Raw genomic sequence first — 25,515 nt, 5'->3', positions numbered from 1 at the left:
CAAAAAGGGGCGCGCTGTCAGGCTGAAAACGGCTGACGGCGCGCCCCTTTTGACGGGCTAGCGGGTTTTGCGGCGGGTTTTGACAGAGACACCCACCGCTGCGGCCAGCAGGGCGACCGGCGCCCAGAGGCCCGCTTCGGCGGGGCTTCCCGTTGCCGGAGGCAGGGGTTCGGGGGTGGGCCCTGGCGGGAGTTCGGGAGGGGTCTCCTCCTCCGGCGACTCCTCTGGGGGGGCGAGGACGGTGAGCTGCGCCTCCCCCGCCAGCACCAGGCGATAGTTGGGCCCGGCGCTGAGGGTGCCCAGGGCGATGGGGTGGGCTCCCGGGGTCAGCTCCCCGCTGACGGCGAGCTGACCGGTGAGGGCGTCGCCGGGCAGCAGCCCGCCCGCCTCACAGGTGTAGGGGATGGTTGGCAGCGGCTGCCCGGCGGGGATGGCGATGTCGGGCGCGGAGGTGATGGTCAGCGGTTTGGGGTTGACGGTGAAGGTCAGCCGCCCTTCGGAGCGGTAGCCGGTCCCCCCGTCCTCCGCCTCCACATACAGGGTGTAGCTGCCTGCGGGGAGCCGCTCGTTGGCGACGATCGAGCCGTCGCTTTGCAGGGTGAAGCGCTCGGCCTGGGTGGACCGGTCTGAGAGGGTGTAGGCCTTGGTTTGGTGGTCGCCCATCACCGCCCCGTCGGTCACCTGCGCCACCGGGGTGCCCGCGGCAATGTCGCCGTAGGTGGTGGAGGGGGTGAGCCCCGCTGCCGGGGAGAGGAGGGGGACGGTGTGGGTGGTGAGATCGATGGCCAGAAAGAGCCGGACGCCGGCGGTCTGCTGGTCGCTGGCGGCCGTTTGCAGCGCCCCGCTCTCGTCCACATAACAGGCGAGGTCGGCGTAGGGGGGTGTACCCTCACAGAACATCCAGTAGCGGGCGGGATTGCCCTGGGCGTCGGTGGCTTTGGCCTGCGGCAGTCCGGCGGGAAAGAGGACTGCTGCGATCTCGCTGCTCAAAATATCCCACTGAAAGATAAAGCTCGGATCGTACAGGCTGGGGAATTGGTCTGCAATGTACTGATATACGCGTCGGCGGCAGTCCTGCGCCTGCGCGAAGGAGAGGTCTTCGTAGACCCTCTCTGAGCAGAGATAGGCGGCGCCGTCGTCGACGCCGGCCACCGTCCAGCGCAGGGAGTTGCCGTCGGCGTCGGCGCCGAAGGAGAGGGTGTCCCCCGGCACAAAGAGACATTCGTTTTTCAAGACGGTGAGGGTGGGGCCCGCCCCCGCGAGGGAGACGTCGTACCAGCCGCTGGAAAAGGAGAGGGGTATGTTTGGATGGGTCCCTTGGGGATAGGCGCTCTGCCCCTCATACAGCGCGGCCCGGGCGGAAAAGGCGGTTTCCAGCTTGTCCCCGGGGGCCAGACTGCCCCCTGTGAGCTGAAAGGAAAAGGGGTAGTTGTAGCAGTTGTACTGGCCCTCGTAGACCTGCAGGTCTGAGGCCGTGACCTGGATGCGCCGCCGGTCGATCTGCAGCGTTTCGCCCTGGGCGACGGTGAAGCAGTGGGAAGGGGAGACGAGGCGCAGGTCCCCGGCGGTGATGGAGACGCTGACCGGCGGGTAGGAAAGGGGACGCTCGCAGCTCAGGTTGCCGGAAAAGAGGGATCCGCCCTGGTCGAGAGGGGTGCCATCCGCCTGGTAGACGGTGAAGGAGGGGACGATTTCATCCCCGTATGAAAAGCGCTGCCCCGCGTCGGGGGTGACGGTGAGGAGGGGGTATTGGTAGGGTGTTTGGACGATTTCGCTGGGGGAGGTGAGAGCGGTGAGGTCAACGGAATAGGTGTTGCCCGACGGGCTGGCGATCTCCACCTCGTCCCCCTCCCCGTCGAAGAGGATGGCGTTTACCCGGGCCCCGCTGTCGCTGCGGGCCGTGTAGCTGCGGCCCCCGCAGGTGATGCGCAGCTCCTTGCCGGCATCCAGGGGGTCGAGCTGCACCGAGGCGAGGCGGACCGACCCGCCCCCGGCACCGGTGGGGGCGGGGGAGAGGGATTGCCAATTCCCCACGCCGCTCGAAGAGATGGCGACGACGTTGCCGCCGCCCATTTGCAGGGAGCTGCCGCGGATGGCCGTGTCCGGGCTTTGGGCGTGAATGACCCCGCCGTTGATGGTGATGTCTGCCGCCGCGGCCCCCCATTTGGGGCGTCCGCCGCCAATGCCGCTGGACTGGCTGCTGGAGACGGCGGTGACGTCGCCGCCGTTGATGGTGATCTGGCAGGGGCGGGGACCGGTGTACTCCGCGTTGCCGATGCCGCCGCCATAGTCTCCGCCGGTCGCCTGAATGGTGCCGCTGTTGATGGTGATGACGCCGGCCCCATCGGTGTAGCCGCAGCGCTGCCCGCCGCCAATGCCGGCCCCCCGCTTGCCGGTCCGGCAGAGGGCGGAGCCGGTGCCCTGGATGACCAGCTCGGCCATGGTGCCGTCGGCTGCCTGGGGCACCCCGATGGCGGCGTTGTAAGCGGCTCCCCAAAATTCATTTTTCCCCTCCAAAATCAGGGTGAGCGACGCCCCGGGGCGGACAAACAGGGGGGAGGGGTGTTCGCTGTCGGTGTCGGTGATGTGGATGGAGAGGTTGTCGGCCACCAGGGTGGTGTGCACCCCGGCCTCCACGGTGATTTTGTTGTCGGTGCGGGACAGCCACCGGCTCACGACGTGGTAGCCGTTGGGGTTTGTCTGGGTGATGAGGGCGCCGTCTTCGCTGTAGCCGCTGATGTGATCGATGTCGATGGAGATGGGGCCCCGGCTGATGTCCAGCAGGGTCATCTCCCCGGAGGTCTCGCCCTGGGCCCAGGTGGAAACGGTCCCCATGGGCGAGAGGCTGAGGACCAGCGCGAGGGCGAGGCTGCACAGCCGTGTCGATTTGTTTTTCATTGGGACTCCTTCCTGGTGCGGGGACGGGGTAGGTTTTTTACAATTCTACCACGTTTTGGAAGGGCTGTAAACGCGGCGCTGGGAGGAGGGGGCTGAGCCGTCTGTCCCCAGGTGGGGAGACGGGGCCGCAGAAGAAAAGAGATCCGGGAACCCCTTCGGCGTTCCCGGATCTCTCGCATTTTGAAAGGGGGATGGGAAGGGGGGGATCAGCCCCTTGCCAGGATGTTTTTGAGCATGGCGGCGAATTTGTCCCGGTCGGCGTGGAAGGCGAAGAAGCAGTTGGGCTCCTCCTTGTCGATGCGGGCCCGCAGGTCCAGGCAGGTCTGGCCGTCGGCGTACCCGCCGGAGATGTCCACGTGGCAGCAGACCGGGCGGACGTCAGTGAGGACAGTGGGGTCCAGCAGGGCGCAGACGGCCAGGGCATCGTGGATGGGGGCGCCCTGGTAGGCCTTCATGTCGGCGTCCATCGAGTAGCCCTTGGTCCGCTGTTCGATGAGGGTGGCCACCGCGTCGGCTGCTTTGTTGCCCAGGGCGCGCAGGTCGGCGGCGTCCTCCACCGTGAGGTAGCACTCGTGGGTGGCGTCCAGGGGGACCAGGGTCACCTTGCAGCCGGACTGGAGCACCACCTCCAGCGATTCGGGGTCGACCCAGACGTTGTACTCGGCCATGGGGGTGGTGTTGTTGACCAGGTAGCCGCCGCCCATGATTATGATCTCCTCGATGTGCTCGACGATGCGGGGGGCGGCGCGGATGGCCATGCCGATGTTGGTCAGGGGGCCGACGGGGATGAGGGTGATCTTCTCCTCGGCGTGCAGCAGGGTGTCGATGAGCCAGGTGACGGCGGGCTCCGGCTCCTCCTTCAAGTCGGTCTCGGGCAGGGGCAGGTGGTCGCCGTGGACCAGGGAGCGCACCCCGGTCATCTCCCCTTCCCGGTGGGGGATGCCGGGCTTGCGGCCGGGGGTGAGGGTGGCCACCATGGGGTACTCGCAGCCCCGGTAGACCGGCACGTCGGAGCCCATGAGGGCCTTGACTCGCAGGGTGTTGTCGGTGGTGAGTTTGACCTCCCGGTTGCCGTTGACCGAGCAGATGCCGATGACCTCCAGCTCGGGGGCCAGCAGGGCGGTGATGATGGCGACGGCGTCGTCGGTGCCGGTGTCCACATCTAAAATCACTTTTCTGGGCATGGTGTTGTCTCCTCCTTTATCTCGTCCGGCCCGGCGTCTAGCGGTCGGCCAGCTTTAAGATGTCGATGACCATGGAGCGGAACTTCTCCCGGTCGGCGTGCATGGCGAAGCGGCAGTTGGGCGCCTCCTTGTTGGTGCGCATCCGCCGGTCCAGGCAGGTCTGGCCGTCGGCATACCCGGCGGCGATGTCCACGTGGCAATTGACCTCCTCCACCTCGGTGAGGACGGTGGGGTCCAGCAGGGCGCAGACGGCCAGGGCGTCGTGCACCGGCGCGCCGGAGTACTCCTTCATGTCCACGTCGTTGGAGTAGCCTTTGGTGCGCTTTTCGATGATGGCGGCCACCGCGTCGGCGGTCTTGGTGCCCAGCTTGCGGATCTCGGCGGCGTCCTCGGTGGTGAGGTAGCACTCGTGGGTGGCGTCCAGGGGTACCCAGGTGATCTTGCAGCCCGACTGCATCACGATCTCGGCCGCCTCGGGGTCGACCCAGACGTTGTACTCGGACACGGCGGAGGAGTTGTTGGTGAGGAAGCCCCCGCCCATGATCATGATCTCCTCGATGTTTTCGGCAATCTCCGGCGCCACCCGCAGGGCCATGCCGATGTTGGTCAGGGGGCCGACGGGGATGAGGGTGATCTTCTCTTTGGCGTTTTTCAGGGCGTGCACCAGGTAGCTGACCGCGCACTCCTCCTGCTCCTTGAGGTCGGTCTCGGGGATCTCCAGGTGGTCGCCGTGCACCAGGGCCTCGACGCCGGTCATCATCCCCTCCCGCCAGGGGATGTTGGGCTTCCGCCCCGGTTTGAGGGTGGAGACCATGGGGTACTCGCAGCCCCGGTAGACCGGCACCTCGCCCCGGCCCAGCAGGTCGAGCACCCGCAGGGTGTTGTCGGTGGTGAGGCGGACCTCCCGGTTGCCGTTGACCGAGCAGATGCCGATGACCTCCAGCTCGGGGGCCAACAGGGCCAGCATGATGGCCACCGCGTCGTCCGCGCCGGTGTCCACGTCGAGAATGACTTTCCGCTTGTCCATAGAACCTTCCTCCTGTCACTGTTGTGGAGGGGTTTCCCCTCCTGTTTACCCCAAGTATAGGCGCTTCCCCCCCTCCGGGGGAAGGACAATTGCCCTAAGAAATAGACAAACATTACAGTTATTCTTGCGCGATTTGACGGAAAAGGCGGGCGGTTTGCCGCTTCGGAAGGGTGGGGGAGCCGGGTGAGGGAGGAGGACGGCTTGCGGGAAGAGGAAGGCGGCGCTTCCCTTGGCGGGAGGGCGGCGGGGAGGGGAGACTTCTCCGCCCCGGCCAGGGGGAGCGAGAAGGAGGGGGGATTTGAGGGGAGAGGGCGGCGCCGCACCCCTGGAGAGGGACGGCGAGGGGAGGTGTGCCGGGCGCAGAGGGGGTGGGAGAGGGGAGCGCTGCCCCTGCCAAAAATACCGACGGCAGGCGGGAGTTGCCGGCTTGGCAGGGCGGGGAGGGGGCCGGGAAGGGCGGATGGCGGGTTTGGGGCGCTTGGGAACGGGGGCGAAGGACAGGGGCGAGGGCGGGGAAGAGGGAGAGGGAGAAGCAAAAGAGAAAGGGGAAAGGGGAAAGGGGCGCAAAAAGAGAGCCGGTCCGGGCGCTGCCCGGAAACCGGCTCTCTAGTGGGTCCTATCTTGCTGGCGGGCGTTTGCCCGGATGGGGTCTACTGGTCCTCTTCCCCTTCCCCTTCAAAGAGGTCGATGGGGGATTCGGCCTTGAACTTGTTGACGGCGGCGGTGGCCTTGTTGATGGGCTGCAGGGTGCCGGGACCGGCGACACAGCCGCCGACACAGGCCATCCCCTCCATCAGGTAGCCCTCGCGCTTGCCTGCCTTGGCGATGGCCAGCATCTTTTTGCAGTTGGCCAGGCCCTCGGCCCGGTCCATCTTGACCTCCACCTCGGGGTAGAGTTTGTGCACCCCGTTGGCGATGGCCCCGGCGACCCCGCCGGAGACGGCATAGCCCCGCCCCTCGGGGGCGGCGTCGGCGAAGGGCTCGCCCTCGATCTCGCCGAAGTCCACGTCCTTGGCGGCGAACATCCCCATCAACTCTTCAAAGGTGATGACGTAGTCCACGTCGCTGCGGATGGTGCGGCGCATGGCCTCCAGCTTTTTGGCGGAGCAGGGGCCGATGAAGGCCACCTTGTGGTCCGGGTGGGTCTTTTTGACGTGGCGGGCGGTCTCCACCATGGGGGTGTAGGCCTGGGACAGGTACTGGGAGATCTCGGGGAACTCGTTTTTGGCCATGACCGACCAGGCCGGGCAGCAGGAGGTGGCCAGGAAGCGGGCCTCCCCGGTGGCCACGTGCTTGGCGTAGTGGTGCACCTCTTCTACGGTGCCCCGGTCGGCGCCCCAGCCCACCTCCACCACGTCGGCAAAGCCGATGAGTTTGAGGGCGGCCTTCACCTTGTCGGGGGTGGCGGCCGGACCGAACTGGCCCACAAAGGAGGGGGCCACCTCGGCCACCACCGGCACCCCCTCTTTGAGGGCGGTGGCCAGCTGGAAGAGCTGGGACTTGTCGGTGATGGCGCCGAAGGGGCAGGAGACGATGCACTGGCCGCAGGCCACGCACTTGTCGTAGTCGATCTTGGCGCGGCCCAGGTGGTCGCTGCCGATGGCCTTTACCCCGCAGGCGGCGGCGCAGGGGCGGTCGTACTTGACGATGGCGCTGTAGGGGCAGACCTCTTTGCAGCGGCCGCACTTGAGGCACTTGTCCTGGTCAATGACCGTCCCCTCGGCGGTGAACTGGATGGCCGACACCGGGCAGACCGACACGCAGGGGTGGGCCAGGCAGTGGCGGCAGTTGTCGGTGACCATGTAGGAGGTCTCGGGGCAGGCGTTGCAGGCGAAGGGGATGACGTTGATCAGCGGCAGCTCGTAGGCCTGGTTGATGAGCATGTCGTCGCTGAGGCCCTTGGAGATGGGGGCGTTGTCGTTGATGTCGCGCAGGGGCAGGCCCATGGCCAGCCGCAGCCGCTCGCCGACGATGGCCCGCTCTTTGAAGACGCTGTCGCGGTATTGGGGGATTTCGCCTGAGATGATCTTGTAGGGCAGCTCCTCCACCTTTTCATGGCTCCACCCCTCAAAGGCGAGCCGGGCGATCTCGGTAAAGATCTGGCGGCGAATTTTGGTGACGGGTGTGTAAACTCCTCTCACGTTGCAATCACTTCCTCACAATCGATAAAATGCGTGTCATGACCTCTTCGTTGGTGGCCTTTTCGATCTGCTGGCCGTCCACAAAGACCACCGGACAGACCTGGCTGTGGTCGTGCTCGGTGTGGCAGACCTGGGTCTCCACCTCGATCTTTACCCCGTGGCGCATCTCGTACTTGAGCTTTTTCAGGCTCTCCACCGACTCAATGATGTCCATGGCGCCATTCATGATGCACTGGGTGCAAACGCAGACGACCACACGGATGGATTTCATCGTTTTCACCTTTGTTCACTCCTGCTCTTATTTGGTTTGCGGTTGGGCTGTTTGATACCGAATTAACAATCTAATCTATTATACACTGGCCATACCGCCATTTCAATAGCATTTATCGACAGTTTTTCCACCCGATTTTGGCAGGAACGCGGCCTTTTCCCGCCCTGCGCAATCGTGTATAATGGATAAAATAGAGAAGCCATGCCCTCCCCCCTGCCCGGCGGGGCGGTGGGGCCGGCATTTTGACGCGAGGAGGCGCAGAGAGACGATGGTTACAGTGACAGTCTGTGTGGGCAGTTCCTGCCACATGAAGGGCTCCTACCAGGTCATCAAGACCTTTCAGGAAATCATCAAGGAGCGGGGGTTGGAGGACAAGGTGGCCCTCAAGGCCTCGTTTTGCATGGGGCGCTGTTTGGACGGCATCTCCATGCAGGTGGACGACGAGCCCATCTCCCATGTGGGGTTTGCCAACGCCAGCGACATTTTTTACCAGTACGTACTGCCCAAGGTAGAGGAGGAATGAAACGGTGAGCAGCATCATCAAACTCAACGAGGGAAACTGCCAAAACTGCTACAAGTGCATCCGGCACTGCCCCATCAAGGCCATCTCCTTTTCGGGCGGGAAGGTGCAGATCATCGAGGACGAGTGCGTCCTCTGCGGTACCTGCGTGGACGTCTGCCCGCAAAACGCCCGCTTTACCACCGACCACCGGCCCAAGGTGCTGGAGCTGCTGAAGGGGCCCGACCCGGTCTACGTGACCCTGGCCCCCTCTTACAAGAGCTACTTCACCGACCGCACCTTTGAGCAGCTCTCGGCCGCCCTCAAGGCCGTGGGCTTTGCCGGGGTGGAGGAGACCGCCGTGGGCGCCTACGAGACCTCCCGCGCCTACGCCCAGCTGATGGCCGCCGGCGAGATGGAGAACATCATCGCCACGGCCTGCCCCTCGGTGGTGATGATGGTCGAGCGCCACTACCCGGCCATCGCCCAGTGGCTGGCCCCGGTCTACTCCCCCATGATGGCCCACGCCAAGATGATGAAGGAGAAATACGGCCAGAACATCCACGTGATCTTCATCGGCCCCTGCCTGGCCAAGAAGGAGGAGGCCATGGACCCCCTGGCCGGGGGGGACGTGGACTACGCCCTGAGCTTCAACGCCCTGCGCGCCCTCATCGAGGGGGCCCCTCAGGAGGAGAGCGACGGGGAGGCGGTGGGCACCGCCCACCCGGTCAGCCGCCTCTACCCCAAGCCCAGCGGCATCCTCAAGAGCATCGAGCCGGAGAGCTACGGCCACTACCGCAAGGTCTGCGTCGACGGGGTGGAAAACTGCATGGAGCTCTTCTCCTGGCTGGAGAGCGAGCACCCCACCGGCCTTTTCATCGAGGCCAACATGTGCGCCGGGGCCTGCCTGGGCGGCCCGGTGATGCGCCGGGAGGGCATCTCCAGCTTCCGCGGGCGGATGGAGATCGACGACCAGCCCAAGCCCCGGGACGCCCGGCCCGCCCCCTCAGCCGCCTGTGAGCTGGATCACCTGCGGCTCTTCCGGGGGGCCCCCAAGGCCGAGCCCATCCCCACCGAGGAGGAGATCCGCGCCATCCTCGCCCAGATCGGCAAGACCAGCCCCGAGCAGGAGCTCAACTGCGGCGGCTGCGGCTACGAGACCTGCCGGGACAAGGCCATTGCCGTCTACCGGGGGAAGGCCGACGTCAACATGTGCCTGCCCTACCTGCGGGAGAAGGCGGAGAACATCTCCTCCACCGTCATTCAGCACTCCCCCAACGGCACCATCGCCCTCACCGAGGAGCTGGAGGTGCTGGACCTGAACCCCGCCGCCGAGGAGATGATGGGGCTGCGCCGGGAGAGCGCCGTCGGCCAGATCATCCCCGAGTTTTTCGGCGACGACACCTTTGACCGCGCCAGGGAGAGCGGCCGCCCGGCCATGAAGAACGAGGTGGTGGTGGGCGAGGGCGTCAGCGTGGAGGAGACGGTGATCTACATCCGCGAGAACCGGATGTTCATCGTTTTTATGAAGGACATGACCGCCGAGAACGAGAACAAGAAAAAGCTGGAGGCCCTGCGGATGCACACCGTGGACACCGCCCAGAAGGTCATTGACAAGCAGATGCGGGTGGCCCAGGAGATCGCCTCCCTGTTGGGGGAGACCACCGCCGAGACCAAGGTGGCCCTCACCAGCCTGAAAAAGAGCATGGAACAGGGGGAGGACGGTGCCCTATGAAATTCTTTGCCGACGCCGCCTATGAGAGCATCAACCACTACGGCGAGGAGCTGTGCGGCGACAAGGTGGAGTTCATCCGCGACCAGGGGGGCGGCTTCTACGCCGTGCTGGCCGACGGGTTGGGCAGCGGGGTCAAGGCCAACATCCTCTCCACCCTCACCAGCAAGATCATCGCCACCATGATGGCCGAGGGGGCCAAGCTCACCGAGTGCGTCGAGACCATCGCCTCGACCCTGCCCAAGTGCTCTGAGCGGGGGCTGGCCTACTCCACCTTCACCATCGTCAAGGTCAAGCCCGACGGCTGGATCTACACCGCCGAGTTCGACAACCCCCTCATCATCTACTTTCGCGACGGCAAGTTGATGGAGCTGGAGCGGGAGGTGGTGGAGATCGACGGGAAGATCATCTACACCTCCTCCTTCCAGGCCCAGGTGGACGACATGCTGGTGATGTTTTCCGACGGGGTGGTCCACGCCGGGGTCGGCTCCCTGCTGGACCTGGGCTGGCAGTACGACAACATCGTCAAGTACGCCGAGGAGGCCATGGAGAAGGACATCTCCCCCCGGGTGATGGCCAAGAAGATGGTCTCCACCGTCAACACCCTGTACATGAACAAGCCGGGGGACGACTCCACCGTCTGCGCCATCCGCTTTCGGGAGGGGCGGGCGGTCACCGTGATGGTGGGCCCCCCCGCCAAGAAGGAGCTGGACGCCACGGTGGTCAACCGGCTGATGTACTCCAAGGGGCTGAAGGTGGTCTGCGGCGGCACCACCTCGCAGATCGTCAGCCGGGTCACCGGGCGGGAGCTGAAGGTGCTGCTGGACTACGACAACCCGGCCCTGCCGCCCACCGCCCTCCTCCCCGGGGTCGACCTGGTGACCGAGGGGGTGCTCACCCTGCGCAAGGCGCTGGAGAACATCCGCGAACTCAACGAGACCGGGGGGGAGCACGAGCTGATCAACTACAAGAAAAAAGACGGCGCCACCAAGCTGACGAGGGTGCTGATGGAGGAGTCCACCGAGGTGCACTTTCTGGTGGGGCAGGCCCTCAACGAGGCGCACCAGAACCCGGGGATGCCCGTCTCCCTGGGGCTGAAATTCAGCCTGATCGGCGAGCTGGCGGAGGAACTCCGCAAGACCGGCAAGCGGGTCACCATCGAGTATTTTTAAGCGGCTGCACAGTTCAAGAGAAGGCGGGATCGCCCGCTTGAAAAACGCCTTTTTCACATGTCGGTTTTGGTAGAGGTGGAAAGCAAAAGGGGACTTAGAAATGGCTAAGCGGTACTATTTGGTGCGCATTCGAGAGAATGCGCACCAATATGTAGAAAATGGAATTGTAGCGGTGGGGTGGAGCCAGGTCGATTTTTCGCAGTGCCTAGAAAAAGGGCTGTCTCCTGCGCAAAAGGTCGAAGAGATGTGCTACCACACAGGTGCTTCTCCCCAATTGGTCGGCCGAAAAAAGGCCGAAGTAACCCGTTTTTGCAAAATCAAATCCGGAGATCTGGTCGTTGTCCCTTGTAAGGGAGGCTTTTACATCGGGGAGTCAACGGGCCATTATCTCTATTCATCCGAGGCTGTGGTGCGCGATTTGGCCAATCAGCTGCAGGTGAGATTTCGGTGCGGAAGTGATGGAAAGCCCTTGCGATTTGTCAGGGCGGGAAAAAATATGGCATTGACGACCAAGCTGCGTACCAGAGGATTCAGCATTTTAGAATTTGATGATGAACGAGTTGTCCAGGGGATCGAAGAGCTGTGGGAGAGCGGCTTGGACAGAGCGGAATCAGACAGAGTGGTTGAGCGTCAGGAGGAAGAGGATCAGGCGTTTATCCAGCGCATGGCTTCCGTTTTGCAAAACTATTCCGCCACCTCCCTCCCTGCCGGCGGTCAGGGAATGGAGGAGATGGTGGCGAATCTTTTGAGAGTCAATGGCTTTATTGTAAAAATACTCTCCAAGCGCTGCGGCGAGGGAAAGGCAGATGCAGATATTTTAGCGGTCAAACCGATGGGTACGAGCTCTGAACTTTCTTTTGCTTACTTTATTCAAGTGAAGCATTATGTGGGGGAGACAGGCTTAGGGGGATTGGAGCAGATTAGAAAGTTTAGAGATCAAATCCAAAATGGCTACCTGTTCTCATATGAAAAGGAGGGAAGTGCGCTTCAAGTGATGCTGCTCCCCGACAATATTCGATATGGTGTGCTCACGAGTGGAACCTTTGCTGACAGGACAGTGGAAGAGGCGGAAAAAGACGGCCTTTTTCTGATTGACGGCATTCAGCTGGCAGAAATGTTGTGTGAAAAGATAGACGATTTACCCGAGTATCAACATCTACTGGGCTTTTACAAAACGTACGCACACATATAGTTCTTTGGTTTTTGGGACAGCTTTCAGTTAAAAAGCAAGAGGAGAGGGGACGCACCCATATAGGGCGGCGTCCGCTCTCCTCTCTTTTGACTTCCCGTCTATTTTTTACTGGGCGGCATCCCCGCTGGGGACGCCCTCAAACTCGTCCTGGATGGCGGTCTCGATCTCCTCAAAGGTGGTGCCGAGGGCGGTGGCCAGCTCTTCGCAGAGCAGTTCTTCCGCCCGCTTTTGGTACTGTAGGTCCACCTTGCCCGGCTTTTTGCCCTGGGAGAGGGTCTCCTCGCTCTTGGAGCGGATGGAGTAGATCAGCCGCGCCAGATCCTCGCAGTCGTGGGACTCGAAGAAGCTGTGATAGTGCTCGGCCAGGGTGCGCTGGTCCCGGTCGGCACAGGGTTCCGCCCGCAGTTGGGGCAGTTTTGCCAACAGGGCCAGCCCCTCCTCCCGGGTGATGATGGGCCGCATGAAGGCTCCGGCATCCACCGGGATGAAGATGGTGCCCGTGCCCCGCACAGGGGAGAGCTCGTAGTAGAGCCGCTCCTTGTCAGACACGGGGATGCCGACCGGCGGGCCCACCTTCTCCACCCGGCAGACGCCGGTGTTCTCGTAAACAACGTACTCCCCAATTTGAAACATGGTCTCTCCTTTTCTCCGAACGGGCAAGGCGAGCCCCCCTCGGGCTGCGCCAAAGCGCGCCCCCCGGCAGCCGGACTGTCGCCCAGGCCGAAACGGCGCGCTTTCCCAACTCTATTTTACCACGTTTCGGCCGCCAATGATAGCGAAAAAGTGCACATTCTCTGCGGCGGCTGAAAAAGAGGGGGAGGGGGCCGTTTTGCGGGGGGATAAAGAAGGGGTGGCTGGAGGGTCCAGAGGGCGATTTGAGCGGCCGGAAGGGGGGGGGGGGGGAGACGGGCTGTCCCTTATCCCCACCGCCCATTGCGGCGGGGGCTTTTCAGATGGAGATCCGGCGGGAGGGGTAATGGGGGCGTTTCGCCCGAACAAAAAAAGCTGCGGCCAAAGAGGCGGCAGCTTTTTGTTGCAAACGGCGCGCGTCAGAGCACCTCGAACCCGTTTTCGCGGATGGGTTCCAGGCGGCGGGTCTCCACCCCCTCCACCTGGGACCAGCGGTTCCCCTCCCGCACTGCTTCCAAAAAGGCGTCCAGTTCGGCGGGGGGGCCCTGTACCTCCAGCTCCACGTCCCCATCCTCCCGGTTGTGCACCCAGCCGGTGAGGCCGTGGAGGCTGGCGGTGTATTTGACAAAGTAGCGAAAGCCGACCCCCTGCACCCAGCCCGACACCCGGGCATAGACCCGCTTTTGCACGGCAGTTCCCTCCCTTCGGCTACTCCACCTTGCTGATGGAGGGGTAGTAGCGGAAGAGCACCTTGCCCAGCATATCTTTTTTGGGGACGTAGGGGGTGCTCCAAAAGCGGGCGTCCAGCGAGTCGTTGCGGTTGTCCCCCATGAGGAAATAGTGCCCCTCCGGCACGGAGTAGGGGCCGTAGTCCCCCTGGGGGATGCCCTTGACATAGGGCTCCTCCACCATCTCGCCGTTGCGGTAGAGGACGCCGCTCTCGATTTCGATCTCGTCCCCCGGGATCCCGATCACCCGCTTGACGTAGAGGCGGTGTTCGTCCGGCGGGTAGAAGACCGCCACGTCCCCCCGCTGGGGCTCGCCGAAGGTGTAGGCCAGCCGCAGGGCGATGATGCGGTCCCCGGGCATGATGGTGTCCTCCATCGAGGAGGTGGGCACCTGGGCGTTGACGATGACCACCAGCCCGATGAAGAGGGCCAGCGCCACCGCCACCGCAAACACCTTGACCCAACTGACGACCTCCCGCATGACCGCTTTTTTCTTTTCTGCCACTTCGCGCATGGCCTGCTCGTCGTGTTCCTCCGGCAGCATGACACCGCTTCCCTTCCCTCTGGCGTTTTTCTGTATCGTTACCAATATAGCACAATTCACCCCCGCCGAAAAGGGCGGGCAGGCCCTCTTTTTACTATACAAATTGGAATATATAGATATAATATAACAAATTTACCCTTCTTTTGCCCTGTTTTGCGCTGTTTCCCGGTGCATTCGGCAAAAAAGGCGCGGCCCGGAGGCCGCACCTTTTTTGTGTTTGGGGAAATGGGGAAGAGGGGGTGGGGACGGAGGGCTGCGGCTAGATGAGGTGGTAGCGCGCCAGCAGCTCCTCGATGACCGTACCCGAAATCTTTTTCATGGTGGCCTTTTCTACCAGCCCGGCCAGGAAGGGCAGCTTGATGTCGGTGAGTTTTTTGCCGTCCATCATCTTGGAGGTGGAGTCCAGCAGCACCCGCACGTCGTAGCAGGAGTTAAAGACCTCCGGCACCCCGCGGTCCACATCCAGCAGGGTGTAGACGGCCTCCATGGCGGTGCGCACCGAGTACTCGGTGGTGAAGACGGTGTCGCGCACCGTGTCGGCGAACTGGCCGATGAAGGCGAAGTTGACGCAGCCTTCGGGCACCACTTTGGGGCGGTCGCCCGCCGTGCGGGGCATGAAGAAGGCGGTGATATAGGGCATCATGCAGGGGATGCAGTGGGCCCCGGTGGCCGCCAGCTCGGGGATCTCCTCCTCCGGCACCCCCATGTGGTAGAGCCACTCCATGGTGATCTCCCGGCCGGTGCACTGGCGCATCGGCTTTTTCACATAGTCGCCCGGCACGTCGGTGTAGAGGCCGTACACCCAGACCACCAACTGGTCCTTCGGCTGCTCTTTGAAATGGGGCTGGCGGTTGAGGGTGAAGCTCATCAGCCAGCTGGAGTCCTTGACGGTGATGATGCCGCCGGTGACCACCTTGCCCGAGAAGGGGTCGCGCTTGCACATCTTTTGGATGTAGGGGGGGATGCGGCCGTCCAGGGTGGTGATGGTGGCCGACTCCCAGTTGGTCTTGGGGATGTTGCCGCAGAACTTCTCCGGCCGGCCGAAGGCGGGGTCCTGGGCGGCGATGTTCTTCCAGAGCTGCCAGCAGCCGCCCTCGCCGTTTTGGGTGGTCTGGGCAGGGGCGTGGTCGTCGTCCCCCAGGGTGGAGTTCTCGGTGCAGCTGCCGTTGGTGACAAAGACCAGGTCGTCCTCGAGGAGGTCGATGCGCTCCTCCCGGCCGTCCCGCAGGCACTGGATCTGCCGGGCCACCTTTTTGCCGCCGCTCTTTTCAAAGAGGACGTTTTGCACCTGCACGCCGTACTGGAAGTCCACGTTGTGCCCCTCCAGGTACTTGACCATGGGCAGGATCAGCGATTCGTACTGGTTGTACTTGGTGAATTTGAGGGCCGAAAAGTCGGGCAGCCCGCCGATGTGGTGGATGAAGCGCTGGATGTAGAGCTTCATCTCCAGGGCGCTGTGCCACTTTTCAAAGGCGAACATGGTCTGCCAGTAGAGCCAGAAGTTGGAGGAGTAGAACTCCTCATCAAACACGTCGTCGATGGTCTTGTCGTAGAGGTCCTCGTTCTTGGTGAAGAACAGCTTGACGATCTCGGCGGCCGCCTTGTCCGAGAGGGCGAACTTGCCGTCGGTGTGGGCGTCCTCCCCCCGGTTGACCGAGGCCCGCATCAGCGAGTAGTTGGGGTCGTGCTTGTTGAGCCAGTAGTACTCGTCGAGGACGCTGACCCCCTCGGTCTCGATGGAGGGGATGGAGCGGAACAGGTCCCATAGGCACTCGAAGTGGTTCTCCATCTCCCGCCCGCCGCGGACGATGAACCCCCGCTGCGGGTCGTTGATGCCGTCGCAGGCGCCGCCGGGGAGGGCGAGCTCCTCTAAAATGTGGATGTGTTCGCCCTTCATCTGCCCGTCGCGCACCAGGAAGCAGGCTGCCGCCAGGGAGGCCAGGCCGCTGCCCACCAGGTAGGCGGACTTGCGGTCGACCCCCTCGGGTTTTTCAGGGCGGGCAAAGGCCTCGTAGTTGCCGTTGGAATAGTACATCAAAAATCCCTCCGTTTTGTCTTTGGTGGATGGGTCTCTTCTCTCGATGGGTCTATCCTACTCCCCCCCGGGCCCCGCCGCCATAGACAATCGCGCCCCCCTGTCGCAATTTTTGACAGGGGGGCGCGATTGTAAAAAGTTTGGACAGATGGGGGGAAGTGTCTGAATGAGGGGGAGGGGGCGATTCGGAGGGGCGGCGCGGGGAGAGGGATTTGTCTGGGGGAACGCGGGGCGGCTGTTGGCGGGGAAATCAGAGGGGGAGGGGGTCCAGTATCCGCTCGTCGACGCGGCGCACCAGGCCATGGGTGTAGGGGGAGAAATACTTGCACCAAAAGGCGTGGGCGGCGGGGTTGATGCTCTCAAAGTCCACGCCGAGGTGGGTGCACCCCTCCCCCTCCAGGGAGTGGATGGCGCAGTTCAGCAGGTTTTGCACAACCCCTTTGCCGCGGTGCTCCCCCAGGCAGAAAGCGCCGGTGATGTGGCGGTAGCGGGGGGAGGGGGAGAGAAAGGTCTCGCCCTTGGCGGACAGTTTTAGATAGGCGCACAACCGGCCCTGAAAGGCGGCGGCAAAGCAGCGGTCGCCCTCCGCCATGCAGGAGCGGCAGAAGGCGTCGCAGCTCTCCAGCGGGCGGGCCATAAAGGTCGGGCTCTCCCGGAAGTGCCGGTCGAGCAGCTCCTCAAAGGGATAGACGGACGAAAATTGGGCGGGGGGCAGCTCAAAGAAGGAGTACCCCTTGGGGGGTGGGCAGTCGATCGGCTCCATGGGGCGGATGGCGTCGACACAGCGCAGGCCGAAGCCGTACTGGAAGAACTGGCGCTGGGCCTCTTCCCCCTGGGCATAGAGGGCGACGGCGTGGCTGAGGGCCCCGGCCCGCACCCACTTGGCGGCGGCGCGCTGGTACATGGCGGCATAGACCGGCCCCCGCTGCTCCGATGCGGCGGCGTGGGCGCCCATGGGGGAAAAGACCCCCCGGCAGCGGGTGGAGCCAAAGGCGTTGTCGAAGGGCGGGCCGGCGCTGAGAAAGCCCACCATCCGCCCGCCCTCGAAGGCGGCGACGCCCAGGCCGGCTGCGGCAAAGGGGGCCAGGTCCAGCCCCTCCTCGACCGCCGGCAGGGCGGGAAGGCGGCGCTGCTGCTCCCGGTAATCGGCCAGAGCGAGGGCGCTGGCTGCGGGGATGTGGGACGGGGTGAAGTCGACAATGGTCATGGGGGCCTCCTCCTTATGATATATCCACTGGGAAAAGAGCTTTTTATGGAATGCAACAGAATCGTAGTATTTTTCAAAATATAGGCTATGCGATATAAAATGAATAGGGGAAAGCCGTTTTTCCAGGAACTTCTATAAAAGGAATGAAGTTCCCTCAGAGTAAAGAAACACTTACCATACGTTTGTTAAAACGCGCTAACGGTATTGATACAATGGTGAGGAGGGGAAGTGATATTGTGAAAACCGATTACCCGGAGCGCTACCGGATATTGGGGCTAAAAATTGCCTATTACCGCAAGCGGGCTGGATACACCCAGGAAGCATTCGCGGAGAAGATTGGCAGGAGCAACAATTTCATTTCCCAGGTCGAGGGGGTAGGGACCACCAAAGGGGTTTCACTAGAGACCCTTTTCAAGATGGCGGAGGTTTTGGGTGTCCCTGCGGGGGAGTTGCTGGAGGAAGACCAAAGAGGCAGCATCCCCCCTTCAAAATGACCTGTGCAGCAAAATACAGTTGTAAATTTGCGCACATCCGCTCCTATATTATAGCGCAGATTGCGATGTCGGCGCATTTCATAAAAACATTCTGAAGCGATACGGTATGTGGGGGGAGGACAGAGCTGTGAAAAAGAGCGCGCGCCACGACTGCCCGCTTGTGGACCCTTGCCAGCCCATCTACCACCCGCCTTCCCTGGAAAAGGCGAACCGGGCCTTTGACCGATGGGTGCGGGCGGTCCGTTGGGAGGTGTGGACCCGCCGGGTGGCCCGGGTGCTGGCCCCCGCGGGGGTGCCGTTTGCGGTGCTGGCCCTTTTGTGCGCTCTGGCCGGGCCCTGCGGCTGGCTGCCCGGTGAAGTGGCGCTGTTGAGCGGAGGGACATCGGTCCTTGTTGCCTTTGGCTGCCTGGCCCTCTCTCTGCTGCTGCGGGAGGTGGCGCGGGTGGCCAGAGAGGCCAGCGACGCGGCCTTTGCGACCTACGAAAACAGCCGCTATGCAGCCACCAACCCCCGCTCCGCCCACTTTATGGGCGGGTGCAAGGAGGGGAAGCGGGAAGAGGGATAGAAAAGCGCCCCGGACGGGTCTGTCCGGGGCGCTTTTTTGCTTGGGGGCGGGGCTAGCCCTGCATCTCGCGGTAGACAAAGCAGCTTGTCAGGTGGTCGTTGACCATGCCGACAGACTGCATATAGGCGTAGACGATGGTGGAGCCGACAAACTTGAAGCCCAGCTTTTTCAGGTCCCTGCTGATTTGGTCGGAGAGGGGGGTGCTGGGCGGCACCTCCTCCATCTTCTGCCAGTGGTTTGTGATGGGGGTGTCGTCCACATAGGCCCAGAGGAACTGGTGGAAGCTGCCGCAGCGCTCCTGCACCTTTAAAAAGGCCTGGGCATTGGTGACGGCGGCGCGCACCTTGAGGCGGTTGCGGATGATGTCTTTGTTTTGCAGAAGCTGTTGCACCTTGGCCTCGTCGTAGAGGGCCACCTTGGCGGGGTCGAAGCCGTCGAAGGCCTGGCGAAACGCCTCCCTCTTTTTGAGGACGGTGTTCCAACTGAGACCGGCCTGCATCCCCTCTAAAATCAGCATTTCAAACAGCTTGTTGTCCTCGCGCACGGGGCGGCCCCACTCGCGGTCGTGATAGGCGATGGAGAGGGGGAGCTCCCCCGCCCAGGCGCACCTTGTCTTTTCACACATGAAAACACATCCTTTTTTGTTTGTCCGCCTGCGGGCGGGGGGAGGGGGGAGGTTGGGCCAAACGCCCCTTGCCGGTGTTGGCGGCGCCTGCGCTGGGGCCTGTGGCGGGTGGGCGCGCTGCCGGCGGGGGTCACAGCCCCCTTTCGAGGAGGAGCTTTTCAAACTTTTTTTCGGAGAGGATCTCGTGGGTCACGAACGCGCCGTTGTAGAAGAGGGAGTAGGTCGGGAAGGGGGTGGGGGCCTGCCGGGCCTGCTCCCGGGTGGTGAGGTGGACGGACCGAAACGGGACCGCCCGGTCTCTGGCCATCCCCTCGATGAGGGGGGCGTACTTGGCGGGAAAGGGGCACTGGTTGGTGTAGTAGAGGACAAAGCCGTCGGCCGCGGGCCCCTGGGCCCCGCCCTTTGCCGAGGGGCCGAAGCGGGGCGGCTCGGCCTGCCCGTCAAAGGGAAGGTAGAGCAGTTCAAAATAGGGGGGCGCGGTGTCGGCGACGGCAAAGCCCTTGTGCCGCAGGTAGTTGGGGTCGGAGAGAAAGCCCCTCTTTTTGGGGGAGGAGAGGATGGCGAGCCCCTTTTTCCCCCGCTCCCTGCTGTCGCGGATGCACTCTTCCAGCAGGAGGTTGGAGTGGCCCTGCCCCGCGAACCGCCCCGCCACCCAGAGGCAGTCGATGAAGGTGTAGCCGTCGGCCTCCACCGGGGCCCAGGCAAATTCGGCGGGGAGGTATTCGATAAAGCACTTTCCCCGGACGTCGCCCTTTAGAAAGACGAGGCCCTCGGCCAGCCGCTCCTTCAGCCAGGCCTTTTTGGAGAGCACCTGGCAGTCTGCATTGTTGGAGAGGGCGCAGCAGATGTGCTCCTGCGCCAGATTTTCGGGGGTGATTTTGACAAGGTCGATCATGTTGTCTCCTTTTTTGGGCCGCACATTTTGCGGGGCGGCGTCCCTTTTGTTTATCCTACCATTTCGGGCGGCTTTTCTCAAGGAGACCGGGGCGGGAGGGGGGACCGACTCTCCCCGCTGGACGGGGGGACGGGCCCATGGTACAATGGTCAAAATCCCCCGTTTTCAAGGGCGTTGCGCCGCGGGGGTGGGAGCGGCGGTCCCGACTTGCCCGGGGCGGCTGGGCGTTGCGGCGGAGGGAGATTCTTCCGCCGCGCGGCGGAGAGATGGGCGGGAAAACAGAGGTTTTTTTGGGGGGTGATTTTGATGGGGGCTTTGCTGTTGCTGCCCTTTTTTCTGCTGCGCTTTGGCCTGCTGGCCGTGCTGGACCGGGGCGCGGTGGGGCGGGCGGCCCACTTTGCCCCCCTGCCGCCCGGGGAGCGGGGGGCCTACTGGGTCTACCAACTGGCCAACGTGGGCATTCTGCTGGACATCCTCTTTTTGAAGGTCGAGACGGAGCCGCCGGGCCTTTTTTGGGCGGGGGTCGCCCTCTACGCCGGGGGGATGGCGCTGCTGGCGGCCTCTGTGGCGGCCTTTGCGGCCCCGGCGGCGGACGGGTTTTGCCAGCGGGGGGTCTACCGCCTCTCGCGCAACCCCATGTACCTGGCCTATTTTCTCGTTTTTGTCGGCTTTGCGGCCCTGGGCCGGTCGCCGCTGCTGCTGGGGCTGACGGCGGCCTTTCAGATTTCGGCCCACTGGATCATCCGCGCGGAGGAGCGGTGGTGTGCCCAGCGCTTTGGCGAGGCCTACGCGCAGTACGCGCGCCGGGTCAGGCGGTATTTGTAGCGGTTTTTCGCCCCTGTGGGGGCGGGGAGAGGAGGAGAGCGCGATGGAACGGGAGTTGCTGTTTGGCGACCGAGCGGCCTTTCGCCGGTGGTTGGAGGAGAACGGCCGGACGTCGGAGGGGGTCTGGCTGGTGTTTGGCAAGGCGGGCGGGCCGCAGACGGTGAAGGCGGGGGAGGCGTTGGAGGAGGCCCTCTGCTTTGGCTGGATCGACGGGCAGATGCAGCGCATCGACGAGGGGCGCTACCGCAAGTACTTTGCCCCCCGCCGGCCGGGCAGCAACTGGTCAGCCAAGAACCGGGCCCTGGCCGAGCGGCTTTTGCGGGAGGGGCGGATGGACGGGCGCGGCCGGGAAGAGGTGGAGCGGGCCCGGGCGGACGGCCGCTGGGCCGCCCCCGCGCCCCCGGCCATCACCGCGGAGCAGATGGACGCGCTGGAGGAGCTGCTGCGGGGACGGGAACCGGCCCACGGCAACTTTTTGGGGATGTCCCCCTCGGTGCGGCGGACCTATGCCCGGGGCTATTACGCCGCCAAGACCGAGGCGGGCCGGGCCAAGCGGCTGGCCTGGATGATCGAGCGGCTGAACAAGAACCTGAAGCCGATGTAGGCGGGGCAGGCCTAGCGGGAGCGCCCTTCCAGCGCGGCCAGGTCGGCACGCTGGTACTGGCGGCTGCCGGGGAACTGCTTTTTGTAGTTCCAACAGGCAATGGCCTCCTGCAGGGTCCGGCCCGGGTTGTCGGCAAAGAAGGCGCGGACATAGGCGTTGTACTCGAACTGGCTGTCGATGGGGGCCGGTCGCTCCCTCTTTGCGGTGAGGATGGCGCGGTAGGCGGCCACCGCCTCCCGGTAGGTCTTGTTCGGGTTGGCCTTCAGCCAGCGCTGAAAGGCCACGTTGAAGGTGAAGCTGGGGCCGAGCTGCCCCTGAAAGAAGGCGCGGCGGGCCTGGGTGCAGGCGGCGTTCGGCCCGATGACGGCATCCTCCCTCGGGGGGGCTGTGGCGGCGGCGCGCCGGGGAGCGGGCGGCGGGGGCGGTATCTCCCCGGTGTCGAGGAAATGGGCGACCCTCTCGGTGAGGGCCGCTTTCCCGCCGGATGCGGGCAGGCCGTTTGCCCGGCAGAAGGCCATCAGCTCCTCCTTGCAGTAGTAATAGCGTTGGAATGTGGCGCTGTCCGGGCGGCTGGCGAGGGCTGGTCTCTCCTTCATCTGCGCTTCCCCTTTTCTCTTGCTTTTTCTGTCAGTATACCCCGCCTTTCCCCCGCCGTCAAAGGCGGAGGGGAGAGGCAGAACACAGAGGAGGAATGCACTGTGATCCTAGAAACTTCGCGCCTGATTTTGCGGCCCTGGCGGCCGGAGGACGCGCCGGCGCTCTACCAACTGGCAAAGGACCCCCGGGTCGGCCCCGCCGCGGGCTGGCCGCCCCACACCAGCGTGGAAAACAGCCGCGAACTCATTGAGGGGGTGCTCTCGGCCCCCTACACCTTTGCGGTGGTGCTGCGGGAGACGGGCGGACCGGTGGGCAGCATCGGCCTGCTGTTCGGCGAGGGCAGCAACCTCCCCCTGAAGGAGGGGGAGGCCGAGATCGGCTACTGGCTGGGGGTGCCCTACTGGGGGCAGGGGCTCATCCCCGAGGCGGTGCGGGAGCTGCTGCGCCACGGATTTGAAGAACTGGGGCTGGAGCGGGTCTGGTGCGGCTATTTCGAGGGGAACGACAAGTCCCGCCGGGTGCAGGAGAAGTGCGGGTTCCTCTACTGCCGCACCGACAGGGAGGTCCCCTGGCCGCTGATGGGGGATGTGCGCACCGAGCACATCACCTGCCTGAGCCGGGCGCGCTGGCTGGCGGGCTGCGCCGGCAAAAGCTGAGCCAATAATTTGAATGGGCTGTCACAACCGGCGGCGCGCGCCGTCTAACTGTGTATAGGAGGTGTGCGCATGAACGATTTGACCGCACTGGAAAAACAGACCATTGAACGGGCCGTCGCCGGTGACCAGAAGGCGCTGGAGGAGGTGTTGGCCGGGGTGCAGGACCTGGTGTTCAACCTCTCCCTGCGGATGCTGGGGCTCCTCCCCGACGCGGAGGACGCCACCCAGGAGATCCTCATCAAGGTGATGACCCGGCTTGGCTCCTTCCGGCAGGAGTCGAGCCTTACCACCTGGGTGTTCCGCATTGCCGTCAATCACCTGCGAGACTACAAAAAGGGGATGTTCGCCCAGCGCCCCCTGAGCTTTGAAGTCTACGGCGAGGACATCGCCTCTGGCCGGGAGCGGGATGTCCCTGACCTGGGCGGCGGGGTGGACCAGGGGCTGTTGGAGCGGGAGCTCAAGCTCTCCTGCACCAACGTCATGCTCCAGTGCCTGGACGCCGAGAGCCGCTGCATCTACGTGCTGGGCACCATGTTCCGCCTGGACAGCCGGGTGGCCGCCGACATCCTCGGCCTGAACCCCGCGGCCTACCGGCAGCGGCTCTCCCGCATCCGCAAAAAGGTGGGAGGGTTTTTAAAGGAGTACTGCGGCCTGGGCGGCGGGAGCTGTTCCTGCAAGCGGCGGACCAACTACGCCATCGCCACCCACCGCATCGACCCCGGACACCTGGTCTTCCCCGGGCTGGAGGAGTGCAGCTACCGGGACATCGCCCGGTTTACCGACGCCATGGAGGAGCTGGACGGGCTCTCCCAGGTCTTTGCCGACCTGCCCGCCTACCGCACCCCCGAAGAGGTGCGCGACTGGGTGAAAGGGCTGCTGGCCTCGGGCAGTTTTGCCACCGTGATGCAGGCAGAGGGGGCGAAGGGATGAAGATGGAGGAGATGCTCTCCTTTCTGCGGGAGCTGGAGGAGCACAACGACAGGGACTGGTTTCACGCCCACGAGGAGGGGTACCGGCGGGCCACCGCCGCCTTTGAGCAGTTGGTGGGGGAACTGAACCTTGCCCTGCACCAGGGGGACCCGGAAATCCCCCTGGCCGCGCCCAAGACCCTCACCTTCAAGCTGATGCGGGACACCCGCTTCAGCCGGGACAAGTCCCCCTACAACCCGTCTTTCCGCGCCCACATCGGCCCCAGGGGGAAGTTGCCGGTGCCGGTGGGCTACTACCTCTTTTTGCGGCCGGGGGGGCGCTCTTTCCTGGGCGGGGGGCTCTTTGCCGACATGTTCCGGGACGCCACGACCCTGGTGCGGGACGCCATTGCCGCCCAGGGGGAGCGCTGGGGGGAGATCCTCGACGCCCCCGACTTTCGGGCGCATTTCACCGTGGGCGGCAGCGCCCTCAAAAACGTTCCCCGGGGCTACGACCCGGATCACCCCCAGGCCCAGTACCTGAAGAACAAGAGCTGGTACCTGGAGTACCCCCTGGGCGACGAGCAGCTTTTGGCCCCCGACTTTGTGGACTTTGCCGCCGCCCTCTTTTTGAAGATGCGGCCCTTTGGTGCCTTTTTGAACGAGGCCCTGGCCCCCTTTGAAATGCCCAGCCGATGAGACAGAAATAAAAAACGAGCCGCCGGCAATGCCCGGTGCTAATAAGGCAGTAAAATGTAGAGAAGATGGTGTAACCCCCGATATGCGGCGGATTACACCGTTTTCTTTTTTATGCAGTCAGCTGTTTTGGAAGCTGTGATGTGCTTCGCATCTGTTCCATCATCTTTCGGATCTCCTGCTCGTCAGGAAGGCTCACTAGTCCCACCGCTGTAAAATAGATGTCGACCTTCACTGACTTGTGCGCATATTTCTTCTCCGGATTGTGTACCTCAATGCGCCGAATCAGCTTGTTGACGATCGTCGGCGTCAGTTCTTTCATATCGGTAAACTCCCGCAGCCCCTGCAAAAGCAGGCGCATATCCACCGATTTCTGCTCCATTTCGGACAGCTGCTTTTCTTCCTCCCTGACCTTTTCCAGTAGCTCTTTCTGCTCAGCTTCATACTCCACCGCCATCCTTGCATAGCGTTCATCTGACAGCTTCCCGATCACATTGTCCTCGTAAATCCGATTGAACAGCTTATCCAGATCGGCGATCCGCTTTCTGTTGCCTTCCATGGAAAGCTTTAATTCCTGCTGCCGCTTTTTCTGGAATTCCCCGCATTTCTGCTTCTGCATATAGAGAAATACCGACTCATAGCAGCGCACAAAATCCGCCAAACCCGCAACTGCTTCCTTCACAATCATTTCCAAGACCACATCCCGAATGAAATGAATCGTACAGCTTCCTCTGCCGTCCTTGTAGTTGGCGCAGCGGAAAAACTCCTGATTGCGTTTCAGTGACTTGGCGGCGCAGAAGTGCAGCCTTGATTTGCAGTCCGCACAGAATACCAGTCCTGAAAACAGGCTTTTCCGATTCGTTTTCGTCGGCCGGCGCTTGTTCTTCCTGAGCTCCTGCACCCGCAGCCATACATTCTCGTCAATGATTGCCTCCTGCGTGTTGGGAATGATCTGGTATTCCTCTTTCGGATTCTCAATCACCTTATGCACCTTGTAACTGACCGTAGAAGATTTCCCGTTTACCGTGCAGCCCGTGTACTGCTGGTTTTCCAAAATATGCTCTACTGTGCTTTCGTGCCAGCCGTAGATATTTGCCGGAACGGGATTGCTTGTCTTTCTGCCAATCGAGTGAAAATATGCTGTTGGCGTCAAAACCTTTTCTTTTTCCAACTGCCGTGCAATCTGCGTCGGCCCTTTCCCGGCAAGGCAGAGAGCAAATATTTTTCTCACCACCTGCGCCGCTAGCTCATCGATATACCACTGCTCTTTGTCGCCTTCGATCTTTTTGTATCCATAGGCAACAGCAGAGGCGACCCGCCTGCCCTGAGAGGCTTTCAGCTCATTGACCGCACGGATTTTCTTGCTGGTCTGCGCCGCATACCACTCGTT

Annotated in this window: 25 protein-coding genes; 11 read left to right on the top strand and 14 right to left on the bottom strand. The window is 63.2% G+C overall.

The annotated features are described in order from the left end of the window. Positions 1-57: 57 nt before the first annotated feature. The 5 genes from GT748_RS09730 to GT748_RS09710 form a co-directional block, all read right to left on the bottom strand. Positions 58-2,898 (bottom strand): cadherin repeat domain-containing protein, encoded by a 2,841-nt coding sequence (locus GT748_RS09730; RefSeq protein ID WP_021660633.1) that lies wholly within the window; start codon positions 2,896-2,898, stop codon positions 58-60. A gap of 206 nt (positions 2,899-3,104) precedes the next feature. Continuing rightward, the gene (locus tag GT748_RS09725) at positions 3,105-4,082 is read right to left on the bottom strand and encodes a nucleoside hydrolase (RefSeq protein WP_161222339.1); all 978 of its coding nucleotides are present in this window, start codon (positions 4,080-4,082) and stop codon (positions 3,105-3,107) included. A 37-nt stretch (positions 4,083-4,119) separates the two neighbouring features. Continuing rightward, complete coding sequence (locus GT748_RS09720; protein WP_073261125.1) at positions 4,120-5,109, bottom strand: nucleoside hydrolase; 990 nt, start codon at positions 5,107-5,109, stop codon at positions 4,120-4,122. Between the two features lie 650 nt (positions 5,110-5,759). Further along, the gene (locus GT748_RS09715; protein WP_021658148.1) at positions 5,760-7,250 is read right to left on the bottom strand and encodes a 4Fe-4S dicluster domain-containing protein; all 1,491 of its coding nucleotides are present in this window, start codon (positions 7,248-7,250) and stop codon (positions 5,760-5,762) included. A gap of 7 nt (positions 7,251-7,257) precedes the next feature. Then, positions 7,258-7,530: a hypothetical protein gene (locus GT748_RS09710; RefSeq protein WP_143161616.1), complete on the bottom strand. Its 273-nt coding sequence runs from the start codon at positions 7,528-7,530 to the stop codon at positions 7,258-7,260. A 259-nt stretch (positions 7,531-7,789) separates the two neighbouring features. Here GT748_RS09710 and GT748_RS09705 point away from each other — a divergent pair, with 259 nt between their 5' ends. The 4 genes from GT748_RS09705 to GT748_RS09690 all read left to right on the top strand — a co-directional run bounded on the left by GT748_RS09705 (position 7,790) and on the right by GT748_RS09690 (position 12,116). Next, positions 7,790-8,044, top strand: a complete 255-nt coding sequence (locus tag GT748_RS09705) for a (2Fe-2S) ferredoxin domain-containing protein (RefSeq protein WP_044991830.1) — start codon at positions 7,790-7,792, stop codon at positions 8,042-8,044. Positions 8,045-8,048: 4 nt separating this feature from the next. Next, positions 8,049-9,755, top strand: coding sequence for a [Fe-Fe] hydrogenase large subunit C-terminal domain-containing protein (locus tag GT748_RS16020; protein ID WP_021658152.1), 1,707 nt, complete (start codon positions 8,049-8,051; stop codon positions 9,753-9,755). Continuing rightward, positions 9,752-10,924: a SpoIIE family protein phosphatase gene (locus GT748_RS09695; protein WP_021658153.1), complete on the top strand. Its 1,173-nt coding sequence runs from the start codon at positions 9,752-9,754 to the stop codon at positions 10,922-10,924. Before GT748_RS16020 ends, GT748_RS09695 begins: the two co-directional genes overlap by 4 nt. 100 nt (positions 10,925-11,024) lie before the next feature. After that, positions 11,025-12,116: a restriction endonuclease gene (locus GT748_RS09690; RefSeq protein WP_021658154.1), complete on the top strand. Its 1,092-nt coding sequence runs from the start codon at positions 11,025-11,027 to the stop codon at positions 12,114-12,116. Between the two features lie 105 nt (positions 12,117-12,221). Here GT748_RS09690 and GT748_RS09685 read toward each other — a convergent pair whose 3' ends face one another. The 5 genes from GT748_RS09685 to GT748_RS09665 all read right to left on the bottom strand — a co-directional run bounded on the left by GT748_RS09685 (position 12,222) and on the right by GT748_RS09665 (position 17,260). After that, complete coding sequence (locus GT748_RS09685) at positions 12,222-12,749, bottom strand: CarD family transcriptional regulator (protein ID WP_021658155.1); 528 nt, start codon at positions 12,747-12,749, stop codon at positions 12,222-12,224. Positions 12,750-13,165: 416 nt separating this feature from the next. After that, complete coding sequence (locus tag GT748_RS09680) at positions 13,166-13,435, bottom strand: acylphosphatase (RefSeq protein ID WP_021658172.1); 270 nt, start codon at positions 13,433-13,435, stop codon at positions 13,166-13,168. Between the two features lie 19 nt (positions 13,436-13,454). Beyond that, entirely contained in the window at positions 13,455-14,018 is a 564-nt protein-coding gene (lepB, locus tag GT748_RS09675; RefSeq protein WP_021658173.1) for a signal peptidase I, read from the bottom strand. Positions 14,019-14,277: 259 nt separating this feature from the next. After that, on the bottom strand, positions 14,278-16,053 hold the full coding sequence (locus GT748_RS09670; RefSeq protein ID WP_021658175.1) for an oleate hydratase: 1,776 nt from the start codon (positions 16,051-16,053) through the stop codon (positions 14,278-14,280). Between the two features lie 250 nt (positions 16,054-16,303). Further along, positions 16,304-17,260: a GNAT family N-acetyltransferase gene (locus tag GT748_RS09665; protein WP_021658176.1), complete on the bottom strand. Its 957-nt coding sequence runs from the start codon at positions 17,258-17,260 to the stop codon at positions 16,304-16,306. A gap of 236 nt (positions 17,261-17,496) precedes the next feature. Here GT748_RS09665 and GT748_RS09660 point away from each other — a divergent pair, with 236 nt between their 5' ends. Then, positions 17,497-17,754, top strand: a complete 258-nt coding sequence (locus GT748_RS09660; protein ID WP_052537583.1) for a helix-turn-helix domain-containing protein — start codon at positions 17,497-17,499, stop codon at positions 17,752-17,754. A gap of 127 nt (positions 17,755-17,881) precedes the next feature. Next, positions 17,882-18,319, top strand: coding sequence for a hypothetical protein (locus GT748_RS09655; protein ID WP_044991841.1), 438 nt, complete (start codon positions 17,882-17,884; stop codon positions 18,317-18,319). Between the two features lie 52 nt (positions 18,320-18,371). Here GT748_RS09655 and GT748_RS09650 read toward each other — a convergent pair whose 3' ends face one another. Beyond that, positions 18,372-18,944, bottom strand: coding sequence for a DNA-3-methyladenine glycosylase I (locus GT748_RS09650; RefSeq protein ID WP_021658179.1), 573 nt, complete (start codon positions 18,942-18,944; stop codon positions 18,372-18,374). Between the two features lie 130 nt (positions 18,945-19,074). Continuing rightward, positions 19,075-19,836 carry an N-acetyltransferase gene (locus GT748_RS09645; RefSeq protein WP_044991844.1) on the bottom strand — a complete coding sequence of 254 codons (762 nt, stop codon included), beginning with the start codon at positions 19,834-19,836 and terminating at the stop codon, positions 19,075-19,077. A 309-nt stretch (positions 19,837-20,145) separates the two neighbouring features. Here GT748_RS09645 and GT748_RS09640 point away from each other — a divergent pair, with 309 nt between their 5' ends. Then, complete coding sequence (locus GT748_RS09640) at positions 20,146-20,664, top strand: methyltransferase family protein (protein WP_021658181.1); 519 nt, start codon at positions 20,146-20,148, stop codon at positions 20,662-20,664. Between the two features lie 43 nt (positions 20,665-20,707). After that, positions 20,708-21,268 carry a YdeI/OmpD-associated family protein gene (locus GT748_RS09635; RefSeq protein WP_021658182.1) on the top strand — a complete coding sequence of 187 codons (561 nt, stop codon included), beginning with the start codon at positions 20,708-20,710 and terminating at the stop codon, positions 21,266-21,268. 11 nt (positions 21,269-21,279) lie between these two features. On the opposite strand, the gene GT748_RS09630 is transcribed toward GT748_RS09635, so the two are convergent. Then, on the bottom strand, positions 21,280-21,864 hold the full coding sequence (locus GT748_RS09630; RefSeq protein WP_021658183.1) for a DUF6434 domain-containing protein: 585 nt from the start codon (positions 21,862-21,864) through the stop codon (positions 21,280-21,282). Between the two features lie 102 nt (positions 21,865-21,966). Between GT748_RS09630 and GT748_RS09625 the strand changes: the two genes are divergently transcribed. The 3 genes from GT748_RS09625 to GT748_RS09615 all read left to right on the top strand — a co-directional run bounded on the left by GT748_RS09625 (position 21,967) and on the right by GT748_RS09615 (position 24,128). Then, positions 21,967-22,521: a GNAT family N-acetyltransferase gene (locus tag GT748_RS09625; RefSeq protein WP_021658184.1), complete on the top strand. Its 555-nt coding sequence runs from the start codon at positions 21,967-21,969 to the stop codon at positions 22,519-22,521. Between the two features lie 69 nt (positions 22,522-22,590). Next, on the top strand, positions 22,591-23,451 hold the full coding sequence (locus GT748_RS09620; RefSeq protein ID WP_021658185.1) for an RNA polymerase sigma factor: 861 nt from the start codon (positions 22,591-22,593) through the stop codon (positions 23,449-23,451). After that, positions 23,448-24,128 carry a DUF2461 domain-containing protein gene (locus tag GT748_RS09615; protein ID WP_021658186.1) on the top strand — a complete coding sequence of 227 codons (681 nt, stop codon included), beginning with the start codon at positions 23,448-23,450 and terminating at the stop codon, positions 24,126-24,128. The genes GT748_RS09620 and GT748_RS09615 overlap by 4 nt, the downstream gene beginning before the upstream one ends. 109 nt (positions 24,129-24,237) lie before the next feature. On the opposite strand, the gene GT748_RS09610 is transcribed toward GT748_RS09615, so the two are convergent. After that, the coding region (locus GT748_RS09610; protein WP_161222338.1) for a recombinase family protein at positions 24,238-25,515 on the bottom strand (1,278 nt) is incomplete at its 5' end.

Origin of the sequence: Bittarella massiliensis (ex Durand et al. 2017), assembly GCF_009876955.1 — a bacterium.
In the GTDB taxonomy this organism is placed as follows: Bacteria; Bacillota; Clostridia; order Oscillospirales; family Ruminococcaceae; genus Bittarella; species Bittarella massiliensis.
This window is presented reverse-complemented; position numbering and strand designations above follow the sequence as displayed.